Consider the following 24,825-nt stretch of genomic DNA (forward strand, 5'->3'; position numbering starts at 1 on the left):
GACAAGTGATGTTATGAATAGAGTCGAATACGATACGGAAGGCGTTTTATTCAATATTCAGCGCTATTCCCTGCACGACGGTCCCGGTATTCGCACCATTCCTTTTTTTAAGGGTTGTCCTTTGGCCTGTAAATGGTGCAGTAATCCGGAATCACAGCACCCGCAGCCAGAGTTAATCTATAAAAAGAACGATTGTATCCACTGCGGGAAATGTATTGATGCTTGCAAACAGCATGCACTTTCCACCAGCAACCCTTTTTTTATCGATCGTGCACGCTGTATCCAGTGCGGTGACTGCACACGCGTATGCCCAACTCAGGCGCTGGAGATCAAGGGCAAACGGATGACAGTCGCCGAAGTCATGCGTGAATTACAGAAAGAGGAAAATCTGTTTCGTCGTTCTGGCGGCGGTATTACGTTGTCTGGCGGCGAACCGCTGGCACAGCCAGATTTTGCCCGCGAATTACTGAAAGCCTGTAAGTCTAAAGGATGGCATACCGCCATTGAAACGACCGGCTACACCACGAAAGAGGTGATCGAGGACGTTTTCCCATGGATTGATTTGGCATTAACCGATATTAAAGCCATTAATCCGTTATTGCATGAACAGAATACCGGCGTTAATAATAGCCGCATTCTGGAAAACATCATGCGCATTTCATTTATTACTAAAGTTATTGTCCGCATTCCGGTTATCCCTGGCGTAAATGATAACCCCGAGGAAATTCGCGCGATAGCTGAATTTGCCAAACTGCTGTCTGGCGTCGATACCATACATTTATTACCCTACCATACCTTTGGAGAAAATAAATATAACCTACTGGGCCGAATTTACCCGATGGGCGATGCGCATACACAACCGACAGAAAAAATAGAAAATCTGAAGAAACTCATTGAATCATTAGGATTTCACTGTCATATCGGCGGTTAATCACTATTAAAGGCAATGATGTAGTTTTGTTTTATTTTTACCCACCTCTTGTACTTAACAATAATTAAGTGGTGAAAATCACGTATCACTTAATATAGGAATATACTATGAGTGAATCTCTTGAATCTGTAAAAGGTCCCTGCATTGCTGAATTTCTTGGCACCGGATTATTTATGTTTTTCGGTACCAGTGTGCTATGTGCCGTAAAAGTTGCAGGAGCCAGCTTCGGTCTTTGGGAAATCTGTGTGGTATGGGGTCTGGGCATTGCCCTGGCTGTCTACCTCACCGCCGGCATCTCTGGGGCACATCTCAACCCGGCAGTCACCATTTCGTTATGGCTGTTCGCCTCTTTCAACGCCAGAAAAGTGGTGCCCTATATTCTGGCGCAGACCGCCGGTGCATTTTGTGGCGCGGCGCTGACCTATCTGCTGTATCACAATATGTTCGCTGATTACGAACAGGCCCACCAGATGGTTCGCGGCAGCCAGGACAGTTTATTTTTGGCCAGCATCTTCTCCACCTATCCTGCTGCATCCATCAGCGTATGGTTGGCGGCGTTGGTGGAAATTGTTATCACCTCCATTTTGATGGGGCTGATCATGGCATTGACCGATGACGGCAACGGCGTCCCCAAAGGGCCGCTGGCACCGCTGCTGATCGGTATTCTGGTCGCCGTAATTGGTGCTTCTACTGCGCCACTGACCGGATTTGCCATGAATCCGGCCCGTGATTTCGGTCCGAAACTCTTTACGTTTCTAAACGGCTGGGGTTCGATGGCGATGACTGGCGGCAGGGACATTCCCTATTTTATTGTGCCTTTGATTGCGCCAGTTATTGGCGGCATCCTCGGAGCGGGCATCTATCGCTATTGCATTGTACGCAATCTGCCCTATGCGAAAACCGAAAAGACAGTGAACCATACCGCTGCATAATTGAGCCTGGACGGTAACACGCCAGCCTATTCTGAGGAAGGCGGCGGCGTGTTACCCGGATACCCCCGCCCTTCCCCCCTTTCCCACGTCTGACCTTTTTTCCGCAAAACTGCGGATTGTCGCGGCCGCTGTCAAATGCATTGCAGCAACTGTTTTGCTTATATCGCTGGCCGGCAAATTGTTTACCAGGTATAAAAAAACCACCCGCAAAGGTGGTTTCAGACTGCTGATAAAGCCTGCATTCGAGAGAGTACAGCGTTGCTGTGTCGTAGCGGGCTTTCTCAATAATTAATAACACTATTTACGTGGGCTTTTCGCCCGAACCCGCAGTGTTTTCTTCTCGTCCTGCGCTATGGGTTTAACGGGCTCTTCCGCGATCGGCGCTACTGGCTGTTCGACTTTTTCAGTCAGGGTATTTTGCGGCCTTTGTTCCTCCGCCAGTGTAGACGGCATCTCAACAGGTTTGTCAGCAACCACTTCATCATTCCACTCCACGCAACTGGAAAGCTCGGCAACGGGCTCGATATTAACCACCGGAATGGCCTGCTCTTTATGTTCAGTCGCTGATGGCGTTTCTACCAAAGCGAGCTCAACGGGTTTCTGGAGAGCAACACCGCAGGTTTCTTGCGAAGCAATCAGGCTATCAATGCCGGTTGCGGTACGCGCAATCACTTTCCAGGCGTAAACATTGCCCACCCTCTTCCCTGCCGCTACGCCAGCGGCCACAGCCGCATTGATTGCGCCAACTTCCCCGGTAAACTTCACGGTCACCAAACCGCCACCTTTCGTCAACTCGTATCCGACCAGTTCGACGTTAGCAGATTTCATTGCAGCATCGGCGGCTTCCACTGCTACCGTTAAGCCGACAGTTTCGATTAAACCTAAACTCTGCCCGGACATAATCTTCTCCTGTTATTTTCAATTCAATAGAGTATCCACGGGGGAACACTGCAGACCGGCGGCATGGTCACGAAGCAACGCCGCCTTGTCGGTGAGTTCCCATGGAAATATTTCCCGGCCAAAGTGGCCGTAACATGCCGTCTGGCGATAGCGTGGCGCGAGCAAATCAAGCTGCCTGATAATGCCGTACAGGCTCAGGTCAAAATGGTCGGCAACCAGTTGCGCCAGTGAGTTAGCCGTTAGCCAGGCAGTATCAAAAGCATTAATGTGAATGGAAACCGGGCGTGAGAACCCGATGGCCCAGGCCAGTTGTACTTCGCAGCGTGCGGCTAACCCTGCTGCGACAATATTTTTGGCCACGTAACGTGCGGCGTAAGCCGCCGAACGATCGACTTTCGAGGGATCTTTTCCCGAGAAAGCGCCGCCGCTATGGCAAGCCGCGCCACCATAGGTATCGACGATAATTTTTCGCCCTGTCAGTCCACAATCGGCGGCTGGGCCGCCGTTGATAAACGGTCCGGCAGGATTAATCAATAAACGTGTGTCTGATGTCAGCCAGCGCGCCGGCATAACCGGTTTGACGATCTCTTCAATAACGGCTTCGCGCAGCCTGACCAGGGAAACATCGGCCCGATGTTGGGTAGCAATGACTATCGTGTCGGCGAACAGTATCTGACCATCGCCATAACGCAGAGTCACCTGGCTTTTGGCATCCGGCAGCAGCCCGTCAAGCTGATGCGTTTTACGCAGCATTGCCAGGCGCGCCATTAATCGATGGGCATACAGCAGAGCAGCGGGCATGAATTGTGGTGTTTCATTGCAGGCATAACCGAAGGTGACCCTCTGCCCATCGGCAGCAAGTAAAGACGGATCGCTGGCGTGAATGCCGTGGACGATATCCGCTGATTGCCTGCCCAGCATATTAATTACTGCGCAAGTTGCCCCGTCAAAACCTTTCGAAAAGTGGTCGTAGCCGATAGACTTGACCGTAGCACGCACAATCTGCTCGATATCGATATTGGCAGTGGAGGATATTTGCCCGGCAAGGATAACGGCACCCGTTTTCACCAGACAGTCACAGGCTACTTTGGCCCAGGGATCTTTTAGCAGATAAGCATCAAGAATGGCGTCAGAGATCTGGTCTGCCACCTTATCCGGATGCCCTTCGGCAACCGATTCAGAGGTAAAAAGGTATTCGTCCACGGCAGGGCCACTTTATAAAGTAAGTGTCTCATCTTAATGGCCCTGCCCTGGGGGATGAAGATACTATCTTGCCGGGATAGCGGACTTTCTTGCGCTTATTCTTAGCGCAAGCGCAAAAAATCCCCGCTAACTCAGCACACCTCCGGCGAGGCAATTCGGCGATAATCCGAAGGAGCAATACCGGTCTCTTTTTTGAAAATACGACAAAAATAGTTCGCATCCTGCCAGGAAAGCTCCAGCGCGATAGTATTGACTTTTAAGTCGCTGAACTGCAGCAATGATTTTGCCATACTGATTTTTCGGTTGGTGATATAACTTGAAAAACCCGTTCCCAGACTCTTTTTAAATGCACGGCTTAAATAGCACGGGCTGACAAAAGCTTTTGCGGCAATATCATCCAGCGTCAAATTGTGGAGAATATTTTTTTCGATATGAAATTGTGCCCGGGCTACAAAATCCATATCGCCACTGACCTGTTTAAAGGATTGCTCAAAAACATCCTCACTAATGCTTAATAGCCCGTTCATCACCCGCCAGTAATTGCCTGCAGATAGCCCCTGTTGTCGAATACCCTGAGTAATATTGGCAATTTTATTGCGACAGCTTGTATATTTGTCCCCCAAAGTCACCAGATGTTGCTGCACCAGCTCCAGCACGTCAGTGACCGTTTTCGACCGATCGTTGCCAGATTCCCATGCCATGCAAGCCGCATCGAGAATACTGAATAAAAAGATGTGCCAGCGTGGATAATCACAGCTATTAACGAGTTCACTGATATTCTGCCGCAGTTTACGCGTTGCCGATGCAGCCTCTTCATCGACCTGTAAGGTTTTGCGGATCGTATCACTCAGAATACTTTGCTTAATCGGTTTCAACAGATAGTCGTCAACCTTCAGGCTTAACATATGGCGAACAATCTCAAAATCATCATTAGCCGTGGTAACTATCACCTTGGTAGCGGTATTTTTCTGCTTAAGATATTCAATAACCTGATTGCCATTGGGTAACGGGATATTGATATCAACAAACATCATATCGATTTGACTGAGCTGATCGATCAGTTGGATAGCTTTTTTGCCGGTCGAGGCTTCATGAATAACAGAATTCTCCACACAGCGAGAAATGATGCGTTTTAGCGACTCCAACTCGATAGACTCATCTTCGACAATAACAATATTATACATACACACACTCCAGGCTCAGGCTGGCACCATTGGAAACCGCAGTTTTATGGTGGTGCCAAACATTGGCTTATGGGGGCTGGTGATTTGTAATCCATAGCTTTCACCAAATAATAGTTGAAGGCGGTTTTTAATATTGTTAATGCCAATGCCACCTTTTTGTCGGTTCTGGTTGCCGGAGAGGATATGTTCAATATCTTCAGGAGAAATACCATCACCGTTGTCTGTGATTTCAATAATCACATCCTTGCCATCGTCAGTGGCACGCAGAACGATATGACTCTTCGTTTCACGCGGTTCCACTACATAGTTAAAGAAATTCTCCACCAAAGGTTGAAGGATCAAAAATGGACAAACAACATCATTATATTTTTCTGAAATATCGCACGCATAATCAAAACGGTCATTCATTCTGACCTTTTGAATCGACATATAACAATTTACATAATTCATTTCCTGACCCAGGGTGATCAGACCATTGTTATTCTTGCGCAACAGATAGCGCATCATATCCGAAAAATCGTGCACCATGGTCTCGGTGCGACTGGCATCTTCGAGAAATGCCAGCCGACCTATCGTGTTAAGCACATTAAATAAAAAATGTGGATTGATTTGGTATGAGAGCGCTTTAAATTCGGCTTCATGCAAGGAGCGCTCTATCTCAACACGTTTACGTAACTCGTTGGTCAGTTCCTGATCTTTATAACGCAATTCGCGCTGAATGTTAGTGGCGTGCGCCTGCTCAACCAGGTACGAGGCAACATGAAGTAGCGTATGGGCCGTGGATTCAAAGCGTTCATACGGCATATGCTGTGTGTTGTCGTGGAGATTGATAAGCCAGGGATTTTCTTGCCATAGACTGTTATTGTCCAGGATGTAGGGAATGCTTTTCTCTTTTTCCTCTTCAACCTTAACCTGACCTGAAATAAAAGCGCCAAGGTGATGATCATTGATCATTATGGGCACCGCAAACTCGACAAAACCGCAGTAACAGCGATACACCACTGGCTTTCTGGCGCGCATAGCCGCTTGACCGCCTGCACTGTCGCTCTCATAGCAATGCCGCGCCAGCGCCTCATTCATTCTCGAACGCGCGCAAAAATCAGAAAATCCGCTGGGGTGAGTCACAGGGACGCCCTCCTGGTCGACGACCACGAGGGCAATCATCATCGATTTACTGAAGTTGTCCTGTAAAGTTTGCAGACGGTCGACATCAAGAAATTCATGTAATTTATATTTATCACTCACGACATCCACCATATGAATTTAAATGCCGATAAAACATACCTTATTTATCTTTTAAAAATAATGAAACCGCTCACAAACCCAAATTTAATTGTATCTATTTTGTTAAGTTAATTAATGCATTATGTTTTTATTACATTTTGCAAATTAACATTAATGTTCCAACAAGAAATAGAGAAGAAGAATTAATAAATTATGAAATATAAAAACAAGTAACATAATGTTTGTTATTTCTATTAATCCAATAAAAATCAAAAAAACCTTGAACAACGCCATAAAAATAATTTTTTCAGAAATAAACCAGTAACGGATGCTGTATCACTGTGATGGTATTTAAGGCGAGTGGTAAAACGCATAAACTCTGTAATGATTTGTTATGGCTTGATCGTCCTCGGCAGATAAATTGTGCTAATAATCGTACCAAGAGATCAACGCAGGAGACGCTTATGCGCGCCAGCGCCAACCAGGAGGAAATACCATGAACCAGACAAAAAATACCCTGCTACGCGACTATCTCAGTCAGCGACGACTGTTCACCGCCATGGCTGCACATAATCCTCTTGCCGCAAAACTGGCTGAAGAAGCCGGGTTTAACGGCATCTGGGGAAGCGGTTTTGAACTCTCCGCCAGCTATGCTGTACCGGATGCCAGTATCCTGCCGATGGGGATACATCTTGCAATGATGCGTTCCATCGCCACTACGGTGCAAATTCCGCTTATCGCCGATATCGATACCGGATTCGGCAATGCCGTAAATGTCAGCTACGCTATCCCACAGTACGAGGCGGCGGGTGTTTCTGCGGTAGTTATGGAAGACAAGACCTTTCCGAAGGATACAAGTCTGCGCGTTGCTGGTCGCCAGGAATTACTGCGTACTGAAGAGTTTCAGGGTAAGTTGGAAGCAGCCGTCAGCGCCCGCCGGGAAAACAGTTTTGTGGTCATTGCCCGTGTGGAGGCCCTGATAGCGGGACTGGGGATGGCTGAGGCACTACGCCGCGCGGAGGCTTATGCTGAAGCCGGCGCTGACGCGATCCTTATCCATTCAAAACAGAAAACCCCCGACGAAATCATGAGCTTTATCCAGGCATGGTCCGGCAGGAAACCGCTGGTTCTGGTGCCAACGGCATACCCGCAACTGACCGAAGCGGCAATAGCAGAAACCGGCAAAGTGGGGATAGTTATCTATGGTAACCATGCAATCCGCGCCGCAGTTGGCGCTATGCGTCAGGTGTTTACCCGCATACGGCAAGACGGGGGTATCCATAATGTGGATGCGCAACTGCCGTCGGTACAGGAAATCATCACCCTGCAAGGAGATGCTCAGATGCGGGAAATAGAGAAAAAATACCTGCGCTAAAATCTTTCCCGCATACTTCTTTTGAGCCAGCGGTGTATCGGAAATGATATTGATGCTCTGATTACTTTTTCCGAAAAAGAAAAGCAGCAACTGCCGTCAGAACGCCTATCAGAGGCATTTCTCCAGCACCAGCCAAGAAGTTATGGTGATTTATTCGATTTTCGCGGCGAATATCAACAAAGCGAGCAAGCGCGTATTTTTCATCAGCGGCGCTGACCTCTTCAAATTGTTTTTTATAACCCTGTTCAGTCAGCTGAGAGGCTACATCCGTAGCCGATCTTTCCAGCACAACGGTTTGCTTACCCTTTTTGAAAAAAAAGTAGTCCGGCATTTAGTTCTCCACATGGAGGAGGATGTAATTAAACAATATATCCGCTCTGACTTAGTCTTGTACACATCTGCCAGTATATCGCAGCCAATTGATCAATCCCTCGCCTTTGAGTTGCGCGTTTTCAGCTAACATCCGCAGCAGGGCAATCTAAAAGTTGAAGGGCAATAATGGGCGAAAAACCAACGTTATGCTTGCAGTGAAGTATTCAGATGACTCTTAACACCTCATCGGGTTCTAACCACGACATCAACCCGCTCCCTGAAAATACCCGCATTGCTGAAGCTGCTGGCGCAGATATTATTGTGGCAACCGGTTTTGACGAAGGCGGCACATTACCTGGTAAGGATTTGGGTACGTTTTCCATCGTACCGCTGATTGCAGATGCGGTACAAAACGGACCAGTGCTGGCCGCCGGCGGTATCACCGATAGCCGTACCGCCAGAGCTGCCAACGCCCTTGGGGCAAGCGGGGTATTTGCAGGATCCGTATTCATCAGCACGAAAGAAAGTCGCGTACCGCAATCAGTGAAAGAAAAAATCATCGATTCCGATGGACTGGATATGTTGCTTTTCAGAACGATGCCGGATTACTGCCGTTCGTTGCCTGGCAAGCTGGCAGAAAAATTGGTGCAAATGGATAAAGCGGGAGCCAGTAACGAAGATCTTGGAAAAACTATGGGTGGTTTACGCGGTTTGCGTATCGGCATGTTTGAAGGGAACGTCGATGAGGGCTATATCTCGCTAGGTACTGGCATCGGTAGTATTCGGGTCATTAACAGCGTAGCTGCAATGGCTAATGAATTAACCGTATGATGATGTCTCGCCATTTGTGGCGAGATTTACAACTAATCCCGATTACAATCCAACTTTCCTAACATCCGCTTCCTTCTGGCATATATCAGCCCCTTAAACACCCCGACAGCTTTGAGCAATGAGCGAACGTAGCGCTTGAAAAAATGCCTGCGCCCAAAGCTCGTTAGTGTCTGGATAGTTCATGGGGATCACTTTATTAGAAAATTGAAACTTGTGTAATTCGTCGCTAATGTATACTGTCGAGCAAGGCCCGTGCTGCCTGCCGCTCGCTTCCTTAAGGGAAAAGGTGAAAGCATTATGGTTCTCAACCTCATTGATTTAACAACTCTTGATGGTCGGGATGTGGTAATGCGAGCACCACCATTTCCTGACGACAGGAGACAATATGTTATCTATCGAGCAGGCCAAACAAATGGCTGCAAAGTTAAAAGCCTCTCTTGGATAGCCGCTACCAATGCGGGCAGTAGCCTCCACTGAAAAAAAATGCATTATAGGATTTTTAAATTAAAGGATCTTGTTATGAGCGATTCTGCATTCACGTCAATAGGGCTGCTCCTGTTTCCAGCGCTCACTCAGCTTGATCTCACCGGCCCGTATGAAGTTTTTGCCAGGGCACCTAATACTAAAGTTCATCTCATCTGGAAGGATCTGCAACCTGTAGTTTCTGACCGTGGAATGGCTATTCTGCCAACAACCACTTTCAATACGTGCCCGAAACTGGATGTAATTTGTGTTCCCGGAGGACCGGGACAGATAAACCTGATGGAAGATGAAGAAGTTCTCTCGTTTATCAGGCACAAAAGTATAGAAGCCAGACTTGTTACCTCGGTATGCACCGGATCTCTTGTTCTTGGTGCTGCCGGACTGTTGAAAGGATATAAAGCCACCACGCACTGGGCTTCGCTAGACCAACTCACGCTACTGGGAGCAGAACCGATAAACGAACGCGTAGTTCGTGATAGAAACCGGATTACAGGCGCAGGTGTCACATCAGGTATCGATTTTGCACTTAACGTGGTGGCAGAAATATATGGAAGCGATGTTGCTAAAAATATTCAATTAAATCTGGAATATGATCCCGCACCGCCCTTTACTTGTGGTTCCCCCCGAACGGCATCAGCAGAGTTGCTTAAAAAAGTACAGGAACAGCTCGCGCCATTCATTGAGAAGAGACGGCAGGCTACTGTGAAAGCAGCTGCCAATCTTGAAAAATAAAGGTTATTTTAGAAAAGGGTAAAGCTTGCTGCCAAGTGATTCCGGATGTAATGGTCAATAACCTCCGGTCGTCTGCCCGCCTTTGGCACTTTGCTGCCCTTCGCCCGCAGGTATCTTTAAGCGAAAAAGGGAGGTTATGGTCAGAGTGAATAACTCAGCATCTGCATTTAATTATTTTGGCTTTTAACATACGGGGTATTTTTTAAAAGCCGACATGGCTTCACATGATTCAGCAATCGACGGAATGTTTTTAAAACTGTCTGCCGGAACCACCGTTGGGATCATAAACTGAATAAATGACCATACCACCGTACTGGTTACCGAGACCTGGTCAGGGCGCCCTACTGTAGCACGGCCTTCAAGCAGAGCGTCCCATTCCCGGCAAGCCGCCAAAAGTTGCCGGGTAACACGATCAATCCACGGCTGATATTGTTTTTCTGCTGGCCTGAGATTGTGTTCATAAATATTTTGTACCGCTTTTTCGCAGGCCGCGAGAATAATCCCCAAAATCTGAAGATCTTTTGCCAGAGCGTGGTGATTTTCGGGTAAGAGTTTGTGGTCAGCTTCGGACAGCGCTTCAAAATAATGAAGAATGAGCGTTGAATCCATCAACTGCAAACCGCTATCCATAATCACCGTCGGGGCTTTGACTACCGGGTTAATTTGCGAAAACGCTTCAAATGTACTAAATACCGATAGCGGCATGCTATTGAATTCAATGCCGTAGAGTTCCAGGGATACCGCAACACGCCTTACGTAAGGCGAATCCATCATACCAATGAGTTTCATCATCATTCCTGTCCGTGCAACACAACTATCGTTAATCGATTACCTGTTACACCTGTCAGCATCAGGTGCTTCGGCGAAGTAGGCAGCCCCACATTACCGTAGATCTGCATGGTCGAATATCATGGTTTTCTTACCTCAGAGGTTAGTGTATCTAACGCATCACTCCATTTTCGCAGGCTGCGGAAATAACAATAAGAATGGCATCATTTTAACTAATTGGATTAAGTCACTTTCTTTATTAAATCCAGATTTAAAAAATGTTTATATGGTAGTAACGTTAACGAATCAAAGAACGTTAAGAGAAATGCCCTATGTCGGATTATCCACCTATCGCCAGTCTGCGAAGCTTTGAGGCTGTTGCTCGTCTTGGTAGCGTGACGTTGGCCGCGAAAGAGATAAAGGTGACGCATTCTGCTATTAGCCAACAGATCAAACTCCTGGAGGACATGGTAGGCGTAAAGTTATTTATCCGTCATGGGCGCGGGGTACAGATTAATGAAGAAGGAAGGCTCTATGCTTTGCAAATACGCGAGGCATTGAACCATATCTCGGAAGCCACCAGGTTGGTGCAGGTGAAACCGCGAACAATGGAACTGACGCTGGCGACGCTGCCTTCTTTTGGCTGTCACTGGTTATTGCCGCGCCTTGCGCGATTCCGAGAGAAATTTCCCCATATCTCGTTACGCCTGCAGGCTAGTCTGACGGTGACCAGCCTGCAACAGGAAGGTATCGATATTGCGATTCGTATGGGTCAAGGTGACTGGGAAGGCACAGAAAACCGCTTTCTTTTTTCTGATGAACTTATTGTCGTCGCAGCCCCCGGTTATAACAATGGCAAGTTACCTGATACGCCAGAAGAAGTGGCAAAGAGTCACATTATTTTTTCGATGGAGTCATGGAAAACCTGGTGTCTTAATGCAGGACTGGCGAAAGAGATCGTGCCATCCGGGTTACGCGTTAACGATTCAAACCTGGTAATAGAAGCCGTACGACTGGGAGCCGGCATTGCTCTGGAGCGCAGTTCTCTGGTTAAGGGCGCTATCTTGCGGGGAGAGTTGGTACAGATAACCTCGGTCACCGCACCTTATCCTTGGCACTACTGGCTTGTGACTTCCCCGGTGGCAGAAAAAAAACCGGAAGTGGCTCTTTTTATCGAATGGCTGGAGGAAGAAATAGCCGTCTGGAGTGAACAAATGCCGTGACTGCCTTACTCATCATCTAGCGGTTTTGAGCGAGACAACGATGAGGGCACAAATGGCCTCTAAAGGTATTGTCGAAAATGCCGATAACTATTCCAAGCTTAGGGGTCCAAGCTGTGATCAGTTTTTTTATTGTATCGAATAGGAGAACAAAATGGATATATCACAAGTTACTTCGTTGGCTACCGGCCTTGATAATCTAAATGTCAGTAGTAAGGCGGACGCCCTCCTGTTGAGAAAGACGCTGGATAACCAACAATCAACGGCAGCCAGTCTTATCGACTCTATCCCACAGTTGCCTGCTAACCCGGCGATCGGACGGAATATCAATACCACCGCCTAAACGGTAATTTGACCTGCTGTTTTTTGGTCAATAGTGACTTTTTCCTCGGCGCGACCTGCGCTCTGGGGAGTCAATGTTATGCCAAAATTCTGTTGCTGAATGGGGCAGGATATCGGGTCAGGTTCATCAGGTGTTTTTTAACCAACTCAATACTTATTCCGTGAATTCGGCGAGATCCTTGTCAGTAGCATTTTGCAGCAGTTCCTGCCCGTTATCCGCAATATCACTTAAACGTTCAGCGGTTGGCCTGAAACACGCAGCAGTATGTACTCTGCCCTGCTTCCCTTCCAACAGCTCGATCAACTCTTCAAAAACCTTTGCACTGACCATATAGCCTGCCGGCCGGTTATTAGAAAGTACGGCGACAGGTTCATCAATAAAATATTTCGCCGGAGATCCTCATTAGCGGTGGTACTAAAAACCGGAGGGGCTACACTTTCACAGGATTACGCTCAGAGATCCGGATATAAATCAAACGCACGTCAACAAAAAATATTTAGCCACTCGATAAGATTACTGATAAATCAGCTGTTCTGTTTCATTAAGGGGGAAAAGACATGCGACTGAAAAGTGTGGCAGTTAAAAATTTTCGCTGTTATGCAGAAGAAATAAGTGTTGAGTTTGATGACCTGACTACCTTTGTCGGACGCAACGATATTGGTAAATCAACGATACTTGAAGCGTTGGAGATATTCTTCAACAACAGCGTGGTATCCATTGAAAAAGGCGATGCATGTATTCACACCGGGCATGACAATGTTGAGATCACCTGCGAATTTACTGCTCTCCCCCCTTCTCTCACGCTGGACTCCGGTGCTGAGACAACACTTGAAGAAGAGTATCTGCTAACTGATACCGCATCACTTAAAATTCGTAAAATTTTTAACTGTAGTAGCAAAAAACCGACTGCAGAGATTTTCGTAATTGCGCACCATCCCAGTGCTGCGGGTTTTGAGAATCTCCTCGAACTGAAAGAAAAAGAGCTACAGACCCGGGTGAAAGAACTTGAGCTTAAGGTTCCACTGAAGGGGAACCCCGGGATGCGGAAAGCCATATGGGCAGCATCATCTGATCTGCAACTGACAGAAACGCTACTGCCTGTCAGCAAAGCCAAAGAAGACACGAAACGCATCTGGGAGCAAATAGAGGGCTGGTTGCCAATGTTTGCACTGTTCCAGAGCGACAGAAGTAGCCGGGATTCCGACGATGAAGTACAAAGTCCTATGAAGGCAGCCATCACGGCTGCGCTTGCAGAAGTACAGGACGATATCGCACGGATCCAGTTGAGGGTTCAGCAAAAAGCAGAAGAAATTGCCCGAAACACACACGAGGCGCTGAAAACCATTGAACCAGGTCTTGCGAGAGAACTTACTCCTGAATTTACGCCTCCCACGCCAGCGAAATGGCAGGGACTATTCTCCGTCGGTCTCAATACCGATGGGGGGATCCCATTGAATAAACGTGGTAGTGGGGTCCGTCGTCTGGTGCTAGTGAGTTTTTTTAAAGCCGAAGCGGAACGACGTCTGAAATCCAGTAATCGCCGCAGTATTATCTATGCCATTGAAGAGCCTGAAACTTCACAGCATCCTAATTACCAGCGGATCCTGATTGAGTCATTTAAATCTCTGTCCCTCGAAGCTGGCTGCCAAGTTATCCTTACCACACACAGTCCGGGCTTTGCCGCAGAGTTACCGGGTGACAGCATTCGCTTTGTTTCCCGTGATGTTGAAACAGATAAACCCACCATCCAGGCCGGTGCTGATGTTTTCGGTATCGTCACAGATACGCTGGGCGTTACACCGGACAATCGAGTCAAACTCTTGTTCTGCGTTGAAGGCCCGACCGATGTTGCGGCCTTCAAAGCACTCAGTAAAGCGCTGCACGAAGAAGACAACTCTCTTCCTGATCTCGAGAATGATGAACGTGTGGCATTTATTGTTCTGGGAGGAGGCACGTTAAAACACTGGGTCAATGAAAATTATCTTCGTGCATTGAACCGCAGGGAGATTCATATCTACGATCGTGATGTTGCGGCATATGCTGATGCCGTAGAGGCTGTCAATGCCCGGGGTAATGGCTGCTGGGCAGCACAAACTCTGAAGCATGAAATCGAAAGCTATCTTCATACTGATGCCATTAGTGAAGCTTTTGGTGTGATTGTCGCTGTCACCGACCATCCTGTCGGGGGGAAGGCAACGCCAAAAGTTTTTGCGGAAGCATACTCATTAGCCCAGCACTTTGACGGTGTGATGAAAGATAACTCAGCCAAAGCTCGTCTCGCAGAGCGAGCCTTTCCTCTGATGACTGCAGCCCGTATTCATGAACGCGATCCAGAAGGCGAGGTTGTCAGTTGGATGCGTAGAATTCGCGACATGCTTCAGTGATGCAGAGAAGCCCGTGGCGATTCATGTTTGATCGGAAACAAATACTCGCAGGAGTCAAGGCCACACAATTGTCGACTCCTGTTGGTTAATTTAGAACAAGTGATGCTAAGACATTTTTTTGATGATAAAAAATGTCTTAGCGCACCATGCAACCATTTGATTTTAATCATAAAAAAAAGAAAGAATTGATTCTAAAAAGTTAGATAAAAAATTTTTTTGATTATAAAAAAATTGATATAGTAATGAAAAATGAGAATCTTGCGGCTGCAACACTCAATCTAACGCATTAGAGCAAGAAACTGTGTAAGTATCCCAGCTTTAGTTCCACACACTTTTTGAGATTTCCGGTTTTTCAGCCATCAGCCGGTATTCTTCCGGTGTCAGGTTATTCAGGGACTCATGAGGTCGCTCACTGTTGTACTCATTCAGCCAGCGCTCCGTTATTTCTCGTACTTCATTCAGTGTTCTGAACAGGTAAAAATCCAGTATTTCTGTCCGGTATGTTCGGTTAAACCGTTCTATAAACGCGTTCTGTGTTGGCTTACCCGGCTTGATAAATTCCAGCATCACACCATGGTCTTCAGCCCATTGCGCCAGCGCCAGTGATACTAGTTCCGGCCCATTATCCATCCGCATCTTCAGCGGATATCCACGGTTTGCTACTATTCTGTCCAGCACCCGGACGACACGCTGCGCTGGGATATTTAGGTCAATTTCTATCGCCAGAGCTTCACGGTTAAAATCATCGACAACATTGAAAGTCCGAAAACGTCGACCACATGTCAGCGCGTCGTGCATAAAATCAATCGACCAACTTTGGTTGAGTGCTTCCGGCGTTGCCAGCGGAGCCGGATTGCGCACCGGCAGGCGTTGTTTACCCTTACGACGAAAATTCAGTTTGAGAAGACAGTAAATCCGGTGGACACGTTTGTGGTTCCAGACGTGCCCCTGCCTGCGAAGTACCTGAAAAAGCTTCTTAAAACCGTAGCGGGGATAGCGCTCAGCGACCTCGGTCAGCCTCTGGATCACCGCTTCATCACGTCGCGTATCCGGTTGATAACGAAACACCGTCCTGCTTAGCGATAACGTCCTGCATGCCTGGCGTATGCTCATCGTAAATTGCGTGGTCAGATAGTTGACGAGCTCACGCTTTATCGCTGGTTTTAAAGCTAATGGAATGGTTCGCCCCCACTCAACTTGCTAAAATTGCACTTGCTGTCAGCCCTTATATTGGAGGTGTGTTATGTCACGAACAAAAGCACAGTCCCTTAGCCGAATGGGTATTGATATCGGTAAAAATACGTTCCATGTAGTAGGAATGGACGATAAAGGAAATATCCTGATTAGGCGATGTTTTACCCGCGTTAAATTGATTGAATATCTAGCCCGCTTACCCCAAACAACGATTGGAATGGAAGCCTGTCCGGGTTGCCATTGGCTGGCCAGAAAGGCTAAATCATTTGGACATACTCCCTGCATCGTCCCGGCACAATTTGTAAAACCTTTCGTTAAATCAAACAAGAATGACCTGATTGATGCTGAAGCAATAGCCGAAGCCATTTCTCGTCCTACTATGCGGACAGTGATACCAAAAACAACGGCACAGCTCGATCTACAGGCATTACATAGGATCAGAGAACGCGTGGTCTCTCATAAAACAGCGGTGGTGAATCAGGCTAGGGCATTTCTCCTGGAATACGGATTAACTATCCACAGTGGAATTGCCAAATTTACACATGATATGCCTTCTCTGTTATCTGACGAGCAAAACGAACTGAGTCCATCAATGAGGGATATACTCATTGATCTCTGGCAGGAATATCGGTCTCTTGAGGAAAAACTGTTGCACTTACGTCGCCAGATTGAGTCTATCGCTGATGCAGATGGAATAGCTAAAAGGCTGACGTCTATTCCCGGTGTAGGGAAATTGACAGCGACGGCAATGACGGCGTTTGTAGGTAATGGCCAACAATTTAAATCAGGGCGCAATTTAGCTGCCTGGCTGGGGCTTGTACCACGAGAATACTCAACAGGAGGCAAGCAACGTTTATTAGGTATGAGTAAACGTGGCAATGCTTACCTGAGAAAACTGCTTATCCATGGAGCCCGAACCTGTGTTCTGCATTTGAACAGGACAACAAATTTTCTGGGACAGTGGGTACAACTTATGGAAGAGCGCGGTGTACACCGCAATAAGGTTGTTGTCGCACTGGCGAACAAAATTGCCCGAATTATCTGGGCTGTCATGACACGACCGGGCGCTTTTTATTTACAGCAACGAGAAATCTGAACTCGCTTAAAATCTTACCAGTTTGCAGGGTATGTGATGACAAAACTGTGCAATGGCGTCTTGTAAACCCGGGACAAAAAAACGGCTTTAACAGCCTAAGAAGCTTATTGGGAACCTGACGCGCTTATTCCATCATGGCCTTGCTGCCAAAAGCAGCTGACTTGCAAGAGGCCGGATACATTAACGCAAACAGCTTTTATCATCGTGTGCTTGCAAAACGGGGGCGAACCATACATTTTTTTCGATGATGTCTTTCAGCGCCCGGCATTCCAGACTCAGATCGGCAAACATCTGCTTCAGACGACGATTCTCGTCTTCAAGATCTTTGATCTTTTTGATATCAGCGGCTTCCATACCGCCATACTTCGCCTTCCAGTTGTAATAGCTGGCTTCAGAAATAGCAGCCTCACGACACACATCTTTGACGGTTCGACCAGCTTCTACAGATTTCAGAACGGCAATGATCTGGTGCTCGGTGAATCGGATCTTACGCATAGCGATCTCCTCAGGTGACATAATCAGTATGTCGGAAGATCTCTAAAAATGAATGGGCCGTTTTGGTGGGATACTTACACCTGCACCTAACCCCGCCATTGTGCGGGGATTTTTTTCCTGTCATTTGAGGCTTTTTCTCTGGCTAGCCTGCCAAAATGAGTATGCATGCGCAGAGTGCATGGATTTGCATGCCATGAGTTTCCTCTAAAGTACGATAAAACCCGCGTCAGGAGGCCCTCAGAGCCTTTTAGGTAGTGCATTAAAGCTGCAACCTTAAGCCAACAGCGGGCAGGCGGGGGGAACAGCGCGCGCAGGGGTCAAAACGACTAAAAAAGTGTTAAAATATTCCTATGAATGACACTTTGATAGTCTTGTATTGCTTAAGATAAAACGGCCTTAATAATAGCGAGGATAATTAATATGAGAGATATCGGAACCATGGGTGAAAACCTATTTAGTATGCTGTGCGCCAGCGCAGGTCTTGCTGCAAATCGTTCTGAAATTGATAGGAATGGGTGGGATTTTTTTGTTGAGTTTCCTTTGGAGATGCACAACTCTGCAAATCCTGACTCTCTAATGTCACCGATCGAATGTAAAGTACAAGTCAAATCAACAGATGGTAATTCTAAAAATAAACAAATCCCCATTTCAAATTTGATGCGATTAATAAAGACACCTGGGGCATCATTTTTATTCTTTGTAGAATACAATGGTTTTAATGATGCCCAGAATTTATACCTCGTCCATCTTGATGAAGATTTAATTAGTAAAATATTAAAAAGAACAAGAGAACTCAGTATAATTAACACCAATAATGCATTCAATAAAAACAAGATAACCATACCATATGACCATAAAAATATTATAGAGCCTAAGTCTGGGAGCGCATTAAAAAAACTCATAGAGAAATATTTACCTAATGGACAAGAAGAATATGTTAAGAAAAAGCAAAAATTTATTAATTCAGTTGGCTATGAAAATGGAGGTTTCAGGATGGAGTTTATTGCAAGTAGCAACGAACAAATCCAAAGCTTAATTAATAGCTCATTAGGAATCAATTCGCCAACAAAGGTAAGCAATGCATTAACTAAGAGAGTAAGATTTGGCATGGAAAATCCAGCTCCAGAGTTAAGTAGTCATAGTGCAATAATTAATTTTGAAAATGTAGCCCCATATTCCGAAGGAAGCATTATTATTAGGGAAGTGAAATACTCAAGTCCTATGCGATTCAAGTGCAAGTTATTTAATTCACCACTAAATAGTTTTATTAAAAAAGAAAATATTAAGGTAAGGATTCTGGGCGATTTTTTTGACTTTTTAATCAGCTTATATACTGGTGAAGTGACCTGCAAATTTGAAATTAAAAATACAATGCAGAATATTTATGACTTGTATCGTTCTATCAAATTGATTGAATTATTTACAAGCAAATCCACTGATATTACCATGCGCTTCGACTTCCCTAATTTCCCCAAAACAGAGTTTGAGGTTACCTGTGGAGGTGGGAGTTTTATTTATGAAAATGAAATGCATATGATTGATCACGTCATTAATATTGCCAACTATTTTAATATTGACAAAGAATTATCCATTTCACTACATGATATTCAACTGCATCAAAGTGAAATCAATAGCTTTCTAAAAATCATTGAAGCTGACGAGAGTAATCTAAGAGTAAATTTTAGAACTGTACAATGTGAGATTAGTCCTGAGAAAGAGATCTGCTGTCTGTTTAATGCCTCTGTAATGCTTGGCGATTTTATTGTGTTAATTGTTTTTGTTGTAACAGGAATGGCTGAAAAAATGGCTGATGGTAGATATAATTTAAAAACATCCGAGAAAACTACTGAGAGAAAAATTATATTGACAAGGGATGATAAATTTTTTGAAATTGATTTGGATGTTGTTAAAGATGAAATAGCCAACAAATATATAAAACATGGCTATCTTGTTGTTGATTTGCAAGGAGAGTGATCCCCTTACAATAATTTATTAATTTGTATTAGCCACGACTTAATGGGGCGTGTTCATTAGTATGGCAAAATTAAAATATGTCGGCAAAACTCTGTGTCGATGCACCACTGCGGTCGCAGAAATGCTGAGAGGCACTGTTCTTTTACGATATACCAGTGCCGCTTGGATATACTATAATTTCTTGCAACTTGAATAAAGAACCAATTCCTTTTCTATATATTTACTTTATTAATGGATAGCTTACACAAGTATGCCCACTACTTATAGCATACATCTGATCTCCTTTAAGGTTAACGAAGGGAAATGTCGTATATTCATAATTTATTGCTGTCATATTAAAAATAAGGAATTCGTCTTTAAGCTTTAATTTTGTAGCGTGTGCGGGAAAAGTCCCTTCGCCTTTGATAGTAACCATAAAACCGATTGGAAAAAAATGTAAAGCGCATATAAATGCCACATGACCTTCATTCATAAAAGATACACTTTGAGCTGAAATATGCATCCGGTGAGGATAAAACCAATAGTAGATATCATGCGTATCTTCAAAACTTGAGATTTTGCCTACCACATAACTTCTCAACGGTGTGTAGAATGGATTCTCGCCTAGCTGAACTTTACAATCTTCAACAGAGGTGGCCGATAAAATGTGGCCAATCATAGCTTTAGTAAAAGACACACTATCAAAAGGTATTCTGATGAATGGATTCATCTGTGTTCCAGTCATGTATAGACCTAACTTACTTCTAAATACTTTCGTTACATCTTCGATTGATTTATCAAGTCCTCCTAAAACATCATTATTACAGGTGCTACAAATCGTCTTAAAAAAAGCACCATGTTGCGCATTTAATGGTTTTATCGGCTCACTTATATGAAAAAATTCATTAACTGTTTTTTGCAATACAGGGCCCAACGTTATGGCACACTTTGGTGGTACATGATCTTTAGTAAGTAACTCATAAGTACCACAGATGTTGCAATAACCATTGGTAATTCTATTATGCTTCAATCGTTCAGTAATTTTAGTCATAAAAACCCCATATATATGAAAACTTACCGATACTCATAAATGCGGAATAACGATAAATATATTTCTTTATTAAGCGTATCGGTAGTTTTGGCATGTTATAGCAACATATTTGATAAGTAATCAACTACCACACTGGGTATACCGGTTATGCTCCATGTGCGTGATGTATAGGTTAACGAAAAACATTGACATGCTTCCCGTCTATTAACTCACCGTTATTTTAATAATGCACAAATCAACTGCGACAACGACCTCGGGCAGTTGTGAGTGAGAAGCAAACGTTTGAAGCAATATGGAGCATGTGCCGTAAGGCAGTCTATAGCAGTAGGTCACTTAATTGAAGCCATAGTATTTTAATGCTGCCTCAGTAAGCACTTTTGTTGCCACGGAAATACCGACATTCCAAGTTCCCTCCGCAGCTTTCTTCAAATTAGAAGCAACCCAATTCTTTGCTCCTTGCCCAAATGGTTCCTCTTTACTCGTAGGTTCTTCTGCTTCAACTATTTGGGCAAATTCAGTTGCATCCGTCTTAGGTATTCCCAAGGATTCTAAGTACTCAATAAGAGAACCTTTATTACGCTCTTCAATAGTTACTGTAATGTTAGCGCCACCAGAAACAGCAGTGTTTACATTGCCATAAATAATTTGTTGTGATATTTTCCGTACAAAATCTGAATTATATTTCTCAAATTTAGCAGTACCAAAAGTAATATGTGCTGCCGCAGGAATAGACTTTTCAAGCTCTAACGTAAGTTCTAATACTCTATTTCTTACAGCCTGCTGAATTTCAGAAAGAGACACTGGTGATATTCTTCCACAAATATCATTGCACGCGTACCCCTTATAAATATTCCCTTGTAATAGCAGAATCAGAGCTGAAGCATCTATTCTATCGGCTCTGTTTTTAACCAACCCATCAACTGTAGCTATACTTTCCCGTATTTTATAACTTGTCCACTTATCCCCAGCATACTTTTCAATAAGATATAGAGGTATTTGCGCATTCTGAATACTTGCGCCCAAAGGACCAAAGAAAGTGCCTCGATAGCTTACACCTATGATTCTATAATCAGGCAGTTCTGCCTCTTTGGGGTAGCCCTCAGATTCATGTTTAACCCACTCCTCTAGAACTTCACTTCCAAGTCTTGCAGCAAGCAGTCGAAGCTTTAACAAAATCGACCCCAAATCGCCCCCTTCTTGAACCACTGATTCCTGAATCTGATGCAATAGTGACATTCTATTTCTCCATAAAAAGTCTATGCAGTACTACTGATTTTAACGCCACAATTATACGCGGATTTTTAATGAGGACTCTGTTCCCCATTTTAACGCATAGCGTTATTTGTAACATGTACTGTTGGCGCATTGCCGATTGTCAGATCAAGCATGAAGTTTATTTAAATAAAAAATCATTATACCACTGCAACATATCTCTACGTTTCTCAAGATATTGCGCATGATTATATGTCCCGCGAATGCTGTTCTTATCAACATGAGCCAATTGCATCTCAATCCAAGCAGTGTCATACCCTTGCTCATGCAAAATCGTCGACATGGTATGCCGAAAACCATGCCCGGTAACTCTCCCGCTATAGCCAATACGTTTTATTGCCTGATTTATACTTGCTTCGCTCATAGGTTTACTTGGTTCATTTCTACCAGGAAATACATACTTAAAATTCCCCGTCATTGTTTGGATTTGTTTAACTAAATCTAGCGCTTGTTTAGACAAAGGTACAAGGTGGGAACGACGCATTTTCATCCTTTCTTTCGGAATTTCCCAAATCGCTTGTTCAAAATCAAATTCTCGTCACTCGGCAGCACGTAACTCGATAGTTCTGACGCCTGTCAACATCAGTAATTTGGTCGCCAATATCACTAATACGCTACCGCTGTAGGCATTCAAAGCGTTTAAAAAATCAGGCATTTCTTCTGCGGCAAGAAAAGGGAAATGTTTTGACTGATGGGCGCTAAGGGCTGTAGAAAGATCCGCTGCAGAGTTGTATTCCGCCCTACCGGTTGCGATAGCGTACCGAAACACTTCAGAACAACGCTGACGAACTTTGCGCATTTTCTCTAATGCACCACGAGCCTCTATCTTGCGAAGGACAGTAAGTAGTTCTAATGGTCTTATTTCGGCAATTGGTCTTTGGCCGACGTAGGGAAAAATGTCGTTGGTAAAAGCTTCCATAATGTCGTTTGCATAACCTACCGACCACCTGGCGCTCTTCATACCGTGCCATTCTCGAGCCAAAGTTTCAAAGGTATTCTCTACCCCGATCTTTAGCGCTAATTTCTGTTCTTTACGCGCTTCACTCGGATTGATGCCATCTAATACCTGTTTTCTGGCGTCTTCTCTCTTTTTCCTGGCATCGGCCAAGGTTACTAAAGGATAAACACCAAATGAGATCATTTTAGGTTTGCCTGCAAACCTATAGCGAAACCGCCAGCTTTTGCTCCCGTTAGGCTCGATGAGAAGTGAAAGGCCAAGACCATCACTAAGCGTATAGGCCTTGTCTTCGATTTTTGCACGACGTATTTGTATGTCATTAAGACGCATGTGTATAGAATTTCCAGGACGAACAGAGTTACACACGCTCCTATACACTTTATTGATTGGATTCCACTGGACTATTTCGAACTAATACGGACGATGAAACAGAATAATCGATGATTTATAATGATTTTTTTTACTTTCAGGGACGATTTAGGATAAGGCTATGGTGCCGATAATAGGAGTCGAACCTACGACCTTCTCATTACGAATGAGCTGCTCTACCAACTGAGCTATATCGGCGTTTAGGGTGGGAGACTACGGGGTGATAAATTATTGAAAAGTCATCGGCCAGTCAAGGGGTAAGCTCATCGTTTGCTGCTTTTGTCGGCAGCACGGGCAGTTTGTTATTAACCGGCTTTGCGTCAGGCGCGCCGCCGGTTATCAGACTGTTAACGCTTGGGTTATGGCCGCACCAAATCGTCACCGTAGCCAATCCACTTGTAGGTGGTCAGCGCTTCCAGGCCCATCGGGCCGCGGGCGTGGAGTTTCTGTGTGCTAACCGCAACTTCTGCCCCCAGTCCAAACTGCCCGCCATCGGTAAACCGCGTACTGGCGTTAACATATACCGCCGAGGAATCGACTTCGTTAACAAAACGGTCGGCGCTGCTAATGGAACGGGTCAAAATAGCGTCTGAGTGTTCGGTGCCGTATTGGCGAATATGTGCCACGGCGGCATCGAGGTCAGCAACAATAGTCACGTTGAGATCCATCGACAGCCATTCGTCCTGGTAATCTTCTTCCTTCACCGCCACAACGTTTGCCGGACCTTCTTTAAGATAAACCATCGCATCGTCGCTGGCATGCAGCGTCACGCCCGCCAGTTGCATTCTGGCGCTGAGTTGTGGCAAGAACTGACTGGCGATAGCCTCGTGAACCAGCAAGGTCTCCAGGCTGTTACAGGCGCTTGGACGTTGGATTTTGGCGCTTTCAATTACCGTCAGCGCTTTGTCAAAGTCGACGCTTTCATCAACAAAGGTATGACAGACGCCAATACCGCCGGTGATCACCGGGATAGTAGACTGTTCGCGACACAGTTTATGCAGCGCTGCACCACCGCGAGGGATCAGCATGTCGATATATTTGTCGAGATGCAGCATCTCGGCCACCAGCGCACGATCCGGGCTTTGGATCGCCTGAACCGCCGCCGCAGGCAGGCCGCTCTGTTCCAGGGCTTTCTGGATAACGCTTACCGTCGCCAGGTTGGTATGGTGTGTTTCTTTGCCGCCACGCAAAATAGCGGCGTTGCCGGTTTTCAGGCACAGGCTGGCGACATCGATGGTGACATTGGGGCGAGCTTCATAAATCACGCCTACCACGCCGAGCGGTACACGGCGGCGATGCAATTTAAGACCGGAGTCCATTTGTGCGCCATCGATCACTTGTCCAACGGGATCGCTCAGGCGGCAGACGTCACGCACATCGTTGGCAATGGCACTTAAGCGTTCCGGCGTCAGCAGCAGGCGGTCAAGCAGCGACGCGCTCATGCCGCTTTCGCGGGCAGCGGCCATATCCAGTTCGTTAGCCTGAATAATGCTTTGGCTGTTGGCCTCAAGCATATCGGCGATCAGCATCAACGCCGCGTTTTTCTTTGCGGTGCTTAGGGTAGAAAGCTGGTAAGACGCCTGTTTGGCGGCCTTGCCCATTTGCTGCAACATAA

At 45.6% G+C, this 24,825-nt stretch carries 18 protein-coding genes, 1 tRNA gene and 5 pseudogenes; 10 read left to right on the plus strand and 14 right to left on the minus strand.

Annotated features, from left to right (window positions below; translation table 11 throughout):
- Positions 1-13 precede the first annotated feature (13 nt).
- Entirely contained in the window at positions 14-931 is a 918-nt protein-coding gene (locus tag GW590_RS19280) for a glycyl-radical enzyme activating protein (protein WP_169404700.1), read from the plus strand.
- A 107-nt stretch (positions 932-1,038) separates the two neighbouring features.
- Positions 1,039-1,863 (plus strand): MIP/aquaporin family protein, encoded by an 825-nt coding sequence (locus GW590_RS19285; RefSeq protein ID WP_169404701.1) that lies wholly within the window; start codon positions 1,039-1,041, stop codon positions 1,861-1,863.
- A 297-nt stretch (positions 1,864-2,160) separates the two neighbouring features.
- Here GW590_RS19285 and GW590_RS24655 read toward each other — a convergent pair whose 3' ends face one another.
- The 4 genes from GW590_RS24655 to GW590_RS19305 all read right to left on the minus strand — a co-directional run bounded on the left by GW590_RS24655 (position 2,161) and on the right by GW590_RS19305 (position 6,407).
- On the minus strand, positions 2,161-2,763 hold the full coding sequence (locus tag GW590_RS24655) for a BMC domain-containing protein (RefSeq protein ID WP_169404702.1): 603 nt from the start codon (positions 2,761-2,763) through the stop codon (positions 2,161-2,163).
- A gap of 18 nt (positions 2,764-2,781) precedes the next feature.
- On the minus strand, positions 2,782-3,966 hold the full coding sequence (gene metK / locus GW590_RS19295) for a methionine adenosyltransferase (RefSeq protein WP_169404703.1): 1,185 nt from the start codon (positions 3,964-3,966) through the stop codon (positions 2,782-2,784).
- A 131-nt stretch (positions 3,967-4,097) separates the two neighbouring features.
- A complete protein-coding gene (locus tag GW590_RS19300; protein ID WP_169404704.1) occupies positions 4,098-5,150 on the minus strand; it encodes an AraC family transcriptional regulator in 1,053 nt (350 codons plus the stop codon).
- 15 nt (positions 5,151-5,165) lie between these two features.
- Positions 5,166-6,407, minus strand: coding sequence for a sensor histidine kinase (locus GW590_RS19305; RefSeq protein WP_211186842.1), 1,242 nt, complete (start codon positions 6,405-6,407; stop codon positions 5,166-5,168).
- A 463-nt stretch (positions 6,408-6,870) separates the two neighbouring features.
- Between GW590_RS19305 and GW590_RS19310 the strand changes: the two genes are divergently transcribed.
- Positions 6,871-7,749, plus strand: a complete 879-nt coding sequence (locus GW590_RS19310) for a phosphonopyruvate hydrolase (RefSeq protein ID WP_169404705.1) — start codon at positions 6,871-6,873, stop codon at positions 7,747-7,749.
- Between the two features lie 61 nt (positions 7,750-7,810).
- Here GW590_RS19310 and GW590_RS19315 read toward each other — a convergent pair whose 3' ends face one another.
- Entirely contained in the window at positions 7,811-8,080 is a 270-nt protein-coding gene (locus GW590_RS19315) for a hypothetical protein (protein ID WP_169404706.1), read from the minus strand.
- A 242-nt stretch (positions 8,081-8,322) separates the two neighbouring features.
- Between GW590_RS19315 and GW590_RS19320 the strand changes: the two are divergent.
- Positions 8,323-8,892: pseudogene (locus tag GW590_RS19320) on the plus strand (NAD(P)H-dependent flavin oxidoreductase); the annotation flags it as partial.
- A gap of 519 nt (positions 8,893-9,411) precedes the next feature.
- Complete coding sequence (locus GW590_RS19325; RefSeq protein WP_169404707.1) at positions 9,412-10,107, plus strand: DJ-1/PfpI family protein; 696 nt, start codon at positions 9,412-9,414, stop codon at positions 10,105-10,107.
- Positions 10,108-10,290: 183 nt separating this feature from the next.
- On the opposite strand, the gene GW590_RS19330 is transcribed toward GW590_RS19325, so the two are convergent.
- Positions 10,291-10,896: a glutathione S-transferase gene (locus GW590_RS19330; protein ID WP_169404794.1), complete on the minus strand. Its 606-nt coding sequence runs from the start codon at positions 10,894-10,896 to the stop codon at positions 10,291-10,293.
- Positions 10,897-11,207: 311 nt separating this feature from the next.
- On the opposite strand from GW590_RS19330, the gene GW590_RS19335 reads away from it, so the two are divergent.
- Positions 11,208-12,098 carry a LysR substrate-binding domain-containing protein gene (locus GW590_RS19335; RefSeq protein ID WP_169404708.1) on the plus strand — a complete coding sequence of 297 codons (891 nt, stop codon included), beginning with the start codon at positions 11,208-11,210 and terminating at the stop codon, positions 12,096-12,098.
- 151 nt (positions 12,099-12,249) lie between these two features.
- Positions 12,250-12,438: a YjfB family protein gene (locus GW590_RS19340; protein ID WP_169404709.1), complete on the plus strand. Its 189-nt coding sequence runs from the start codon at positions 12,250-12,252 to the stop codon at positions 12,436-12,438.
- Positions 12,439-12,591: 153 nt separating this feature from the next.
- On the opposite strand, the pseudogene yafN reads toward GW590_RS19340, so the two are convergent.
- A pseudogene (yafN, locus tag GW590_RS19345) lies at positions 12,592-12,834 on the minus strand (type I toxin-antitoxin system antitoxin YafN); the annotation flags it as partial.
- Positions 12,835-12,995: 161 nt separating this feature from the next.
- Here yafN and GW590_RS19350 point away from each other — a divergent pair.
- Positions 12,996-14,822, plus strand: coding sequence for an ATP-binding protein (locus tag GW590_RS19350; protein ID WP_169404710.1), 1,827 nt, complete (start codon positions 12,996-12,998; stop codon positions 14,820-14,822).
- A gap of 318 nt (positions 14,823-15,140) precedes the next feature.
- Here the strand turns inward: GW590_RS19350 and GW590_RS19355 are convergent.
- A pseudogene (locus GW590_RS19355) lies at positions 15,141-15,992 on the minus strand (IS3 family transposase); the annotation flags it as partial.
- 73 nt (positions 15,993-16,065) lie between these two features.
- Between GW590_RS19355 and GW590_RS19360 the strand changes: the two are divergent.
- The gene (locus GW590_RS19360; RefSeq protein WP_049264804.1) at positions 16,066-17,112 is read left to right on the plus strand and encodes an IS110 family RNA-guided transposase; all 1,047 of its coding nucleotides are present in this window, start codon (positions 16,066-16,068) and stop codon (positions 17,110-17,112) included.
- Between the two features lie 237 nt (positions 17,113-17,349).
- Here GW590_RS19360 and GW590_RS19365 read toward each other — a convergent pair.
- Positions 17,350-17,607, minus strand: a pseudogene (locus GW590_RS19365) (transposase); the annotation flags it as partial.
- A gap of 420 nt (positions 17,608-18,027) precedes the next feature.
- Between GW590_RS19365 and GW590_RS19370 the strand changes: the two are divergent.
- Positions 18,028-19,581 carry a hypothetical protein gene (locus tag GW590_RS19370; protein ID WP_169404711.1) on the plus strand — a complete coding sequence of 518 codons (1,554 nt, stop codon included), beginning with the start codon at positions 18,028-18,030 and terminating at the stop codon, positions 19,579-19,581.
- A gap of 220 nt (positions 19,582-19,801) precedes the next feature.
- Here the strand turns inward: GW590_RS19370 and GW590_RS19375 are convergent, their stop codons facing one another.
- The 5 genes and pseudogenes from GW590_RS19375 to proA all read right to left on the minus strand — a co-directional run bounded on the left by GW590_RS19375 (position 19,802) and on the right by proA (position 24,823).
- Positions 19,802-20,611 (minus strand): chaperonin, encoded by an 810-nt coding sequence (locus GW590_RS19375; RefSeq protein WP_169404712.1) that lies wholly within the window; start codon positions 20,609-20,611, stop codon positions 19,802-19,804.
- Positions 20,612-20,944: 333 nt separating this feature from the next.
- Positions 20,945-21,847: an AbiTii domain-containing protein gene (locus GW590_RS19380; RefSeq protein WP_169404713.1), complete on the minus strand. Its 903-nt coding sequence runs from the start codon at positions 21,845-21,847 to the stop codon at positions 20,945-20,947.
- A 157-nt stretch (positions 21,848-22,004) separates the two neighbouring features.
- A pseudogene (locus GW590_RS19385) lies at positions 22,005-23,171 on the minus strand (tyrosine-type recombinase/integrase).
- 161 nt (positions 23,172-23,332) lie between these two features.
- Positions 23,333-23,408, minus strand: a tRNA-Thr gene (locus tag GW590_RS19390).
- Positions 23,409-23,569: 161 nt separating this feature from the next.
- Positions 23,570-24,823: a glutamate-5-semialdehyde dehydrogenase gene (gene proA / locus GW590_RS19395; RefSeq protein WP_169404714.1), complete on the minus strand. Its 1,254-nt coding sequence runs from the start codon at positions 24,821-24,823 to the stop codon at positions 23,570-23,572.
- Positions 24,824-24,825 lie beyond the last annotated feature (2 nt).

The sequence above is a fragment of the Rouxiella aceris genome (assembly GCF_012933545.1).
In the GTDB taxonomy this organism is placed as follows: domain Bacteria; phylum Pseudomonadota; class Gammaproteobacteria; order Enterobacterales; family Enterobacteriaceae; genus Rouxiella; species Rouxiella aceris.

Coding starts and splice junctions, on each gene's coding strand:
- GW590_RS19325 (WP_169404707.1), top strand. CDS start 9,412: ATGAGCGATTCTGCATTCACGTCAATAGGGCTGCTCCTGTTTCCAGCG.
- GW590_RS19330 (WP_169404794.1), bottom strand. CDS start 10,896: ATGAAACTCATTGGTATGATGGATTCGCCTTACGTAAGGCGTGTTGCG.
- GW590_RS24655 (WP_169404702.1), bottom strand. CDS start 2,763: ATGTCCGGGCAGAGTTTAGGTTTAATCGAAACTGTCGGCTTAACGGTA.
- proA (WP_169404714.1), bottom strand. CDS start 24,823: ATGTTGCAGCAAATGGGCAAGGCCGCCAAACAGGCGTCTTACCAGCTT.
- GW590_RS19350 (WP_169404710.1), top strand. CDS start 12,996: ATGCGACTGAAAAGTGTGGCAGTTAAAAATTTTCGCTGTTATGCAGAA.
- GW590_RS19280 (WP_169404700.1), top strand. CDS start 14: ATGAATAGAGTCGAATACGATACGGAAGGCGTTTTATTCAATATTCAG.
- GW590_RS19380 (WP_169404713.1), bottom strand. CDS start 21,847: ATGTCACTATTGCATCAGATTCAGGAATCAGTGGTTCAAGAAGGGGGC.
- GW590_RS19360 (WP_049264804.1), top strand. CDS start 16,066: ATGTCACGAACAAAAGCACAGTCCCTTAGCCGAATGGGTATTGATATC.
- GW590_RS19375 (WP_169404712.1), bottom strand. CDS start 20,611: ATGACTAAAATTACTGAACGATTGAAGCATAATAGAATTACCAATGGT.
- GW590_RS19305 (WP_211186842.1), bottom strand. CDS start 6,407: ATGGTGGATGTCGTGAGTGATAAATATAAATTACATGAATTTCTTGAT.
- GW590_RS19335 (WP_169404708.1), top strand. CDS start 11,208: ATGTCGGATTATCCACCTATCGCCAGTCTGCGAAGCTTTGAGGCTGTT.
- GW590_RS19310 (WP_169404705.1), top strand. CDS start 6,871: ATGAACCAGACAAAAAATACCCTGCTACGCGACTATCTCAGTCAGCGA.
- GW590_RS19300 (WP_169404704.1), bottom strand. CDS start 5,150: ATGTATAATATTGTTATTGTCGAAGATGAGTCTATCGAGTTGGAGTCG.
- GW590_RS19370 (WP_169404711.1), top strand. CDS start 18,028: ATGAGAGATATCGGAACCATGGGTGAAAACCTATTTAGTATGCTGTGC.
- GW590_RS19285 (WP_169404701.1), top strand. CDS start 1,039: ATGAGTGAATCTCTTGAATCTGTAAAAGGTCCCTGCATTGCTGAATTT.
- GW590_RS19315 (WP_169404706.1), bottom strand. CDS start 8,080: ATGCCGGACTACTTTTTTTTCAAAAAGGGTAAGCAAACCGTTGTGCTG.
- GW590_RS19340 (WP_169404709.1), top strand. CDS start 12,250: ATGGATATATCACAAGTTACTTCGTTGGCTACCGGCCTTGATAATCTA.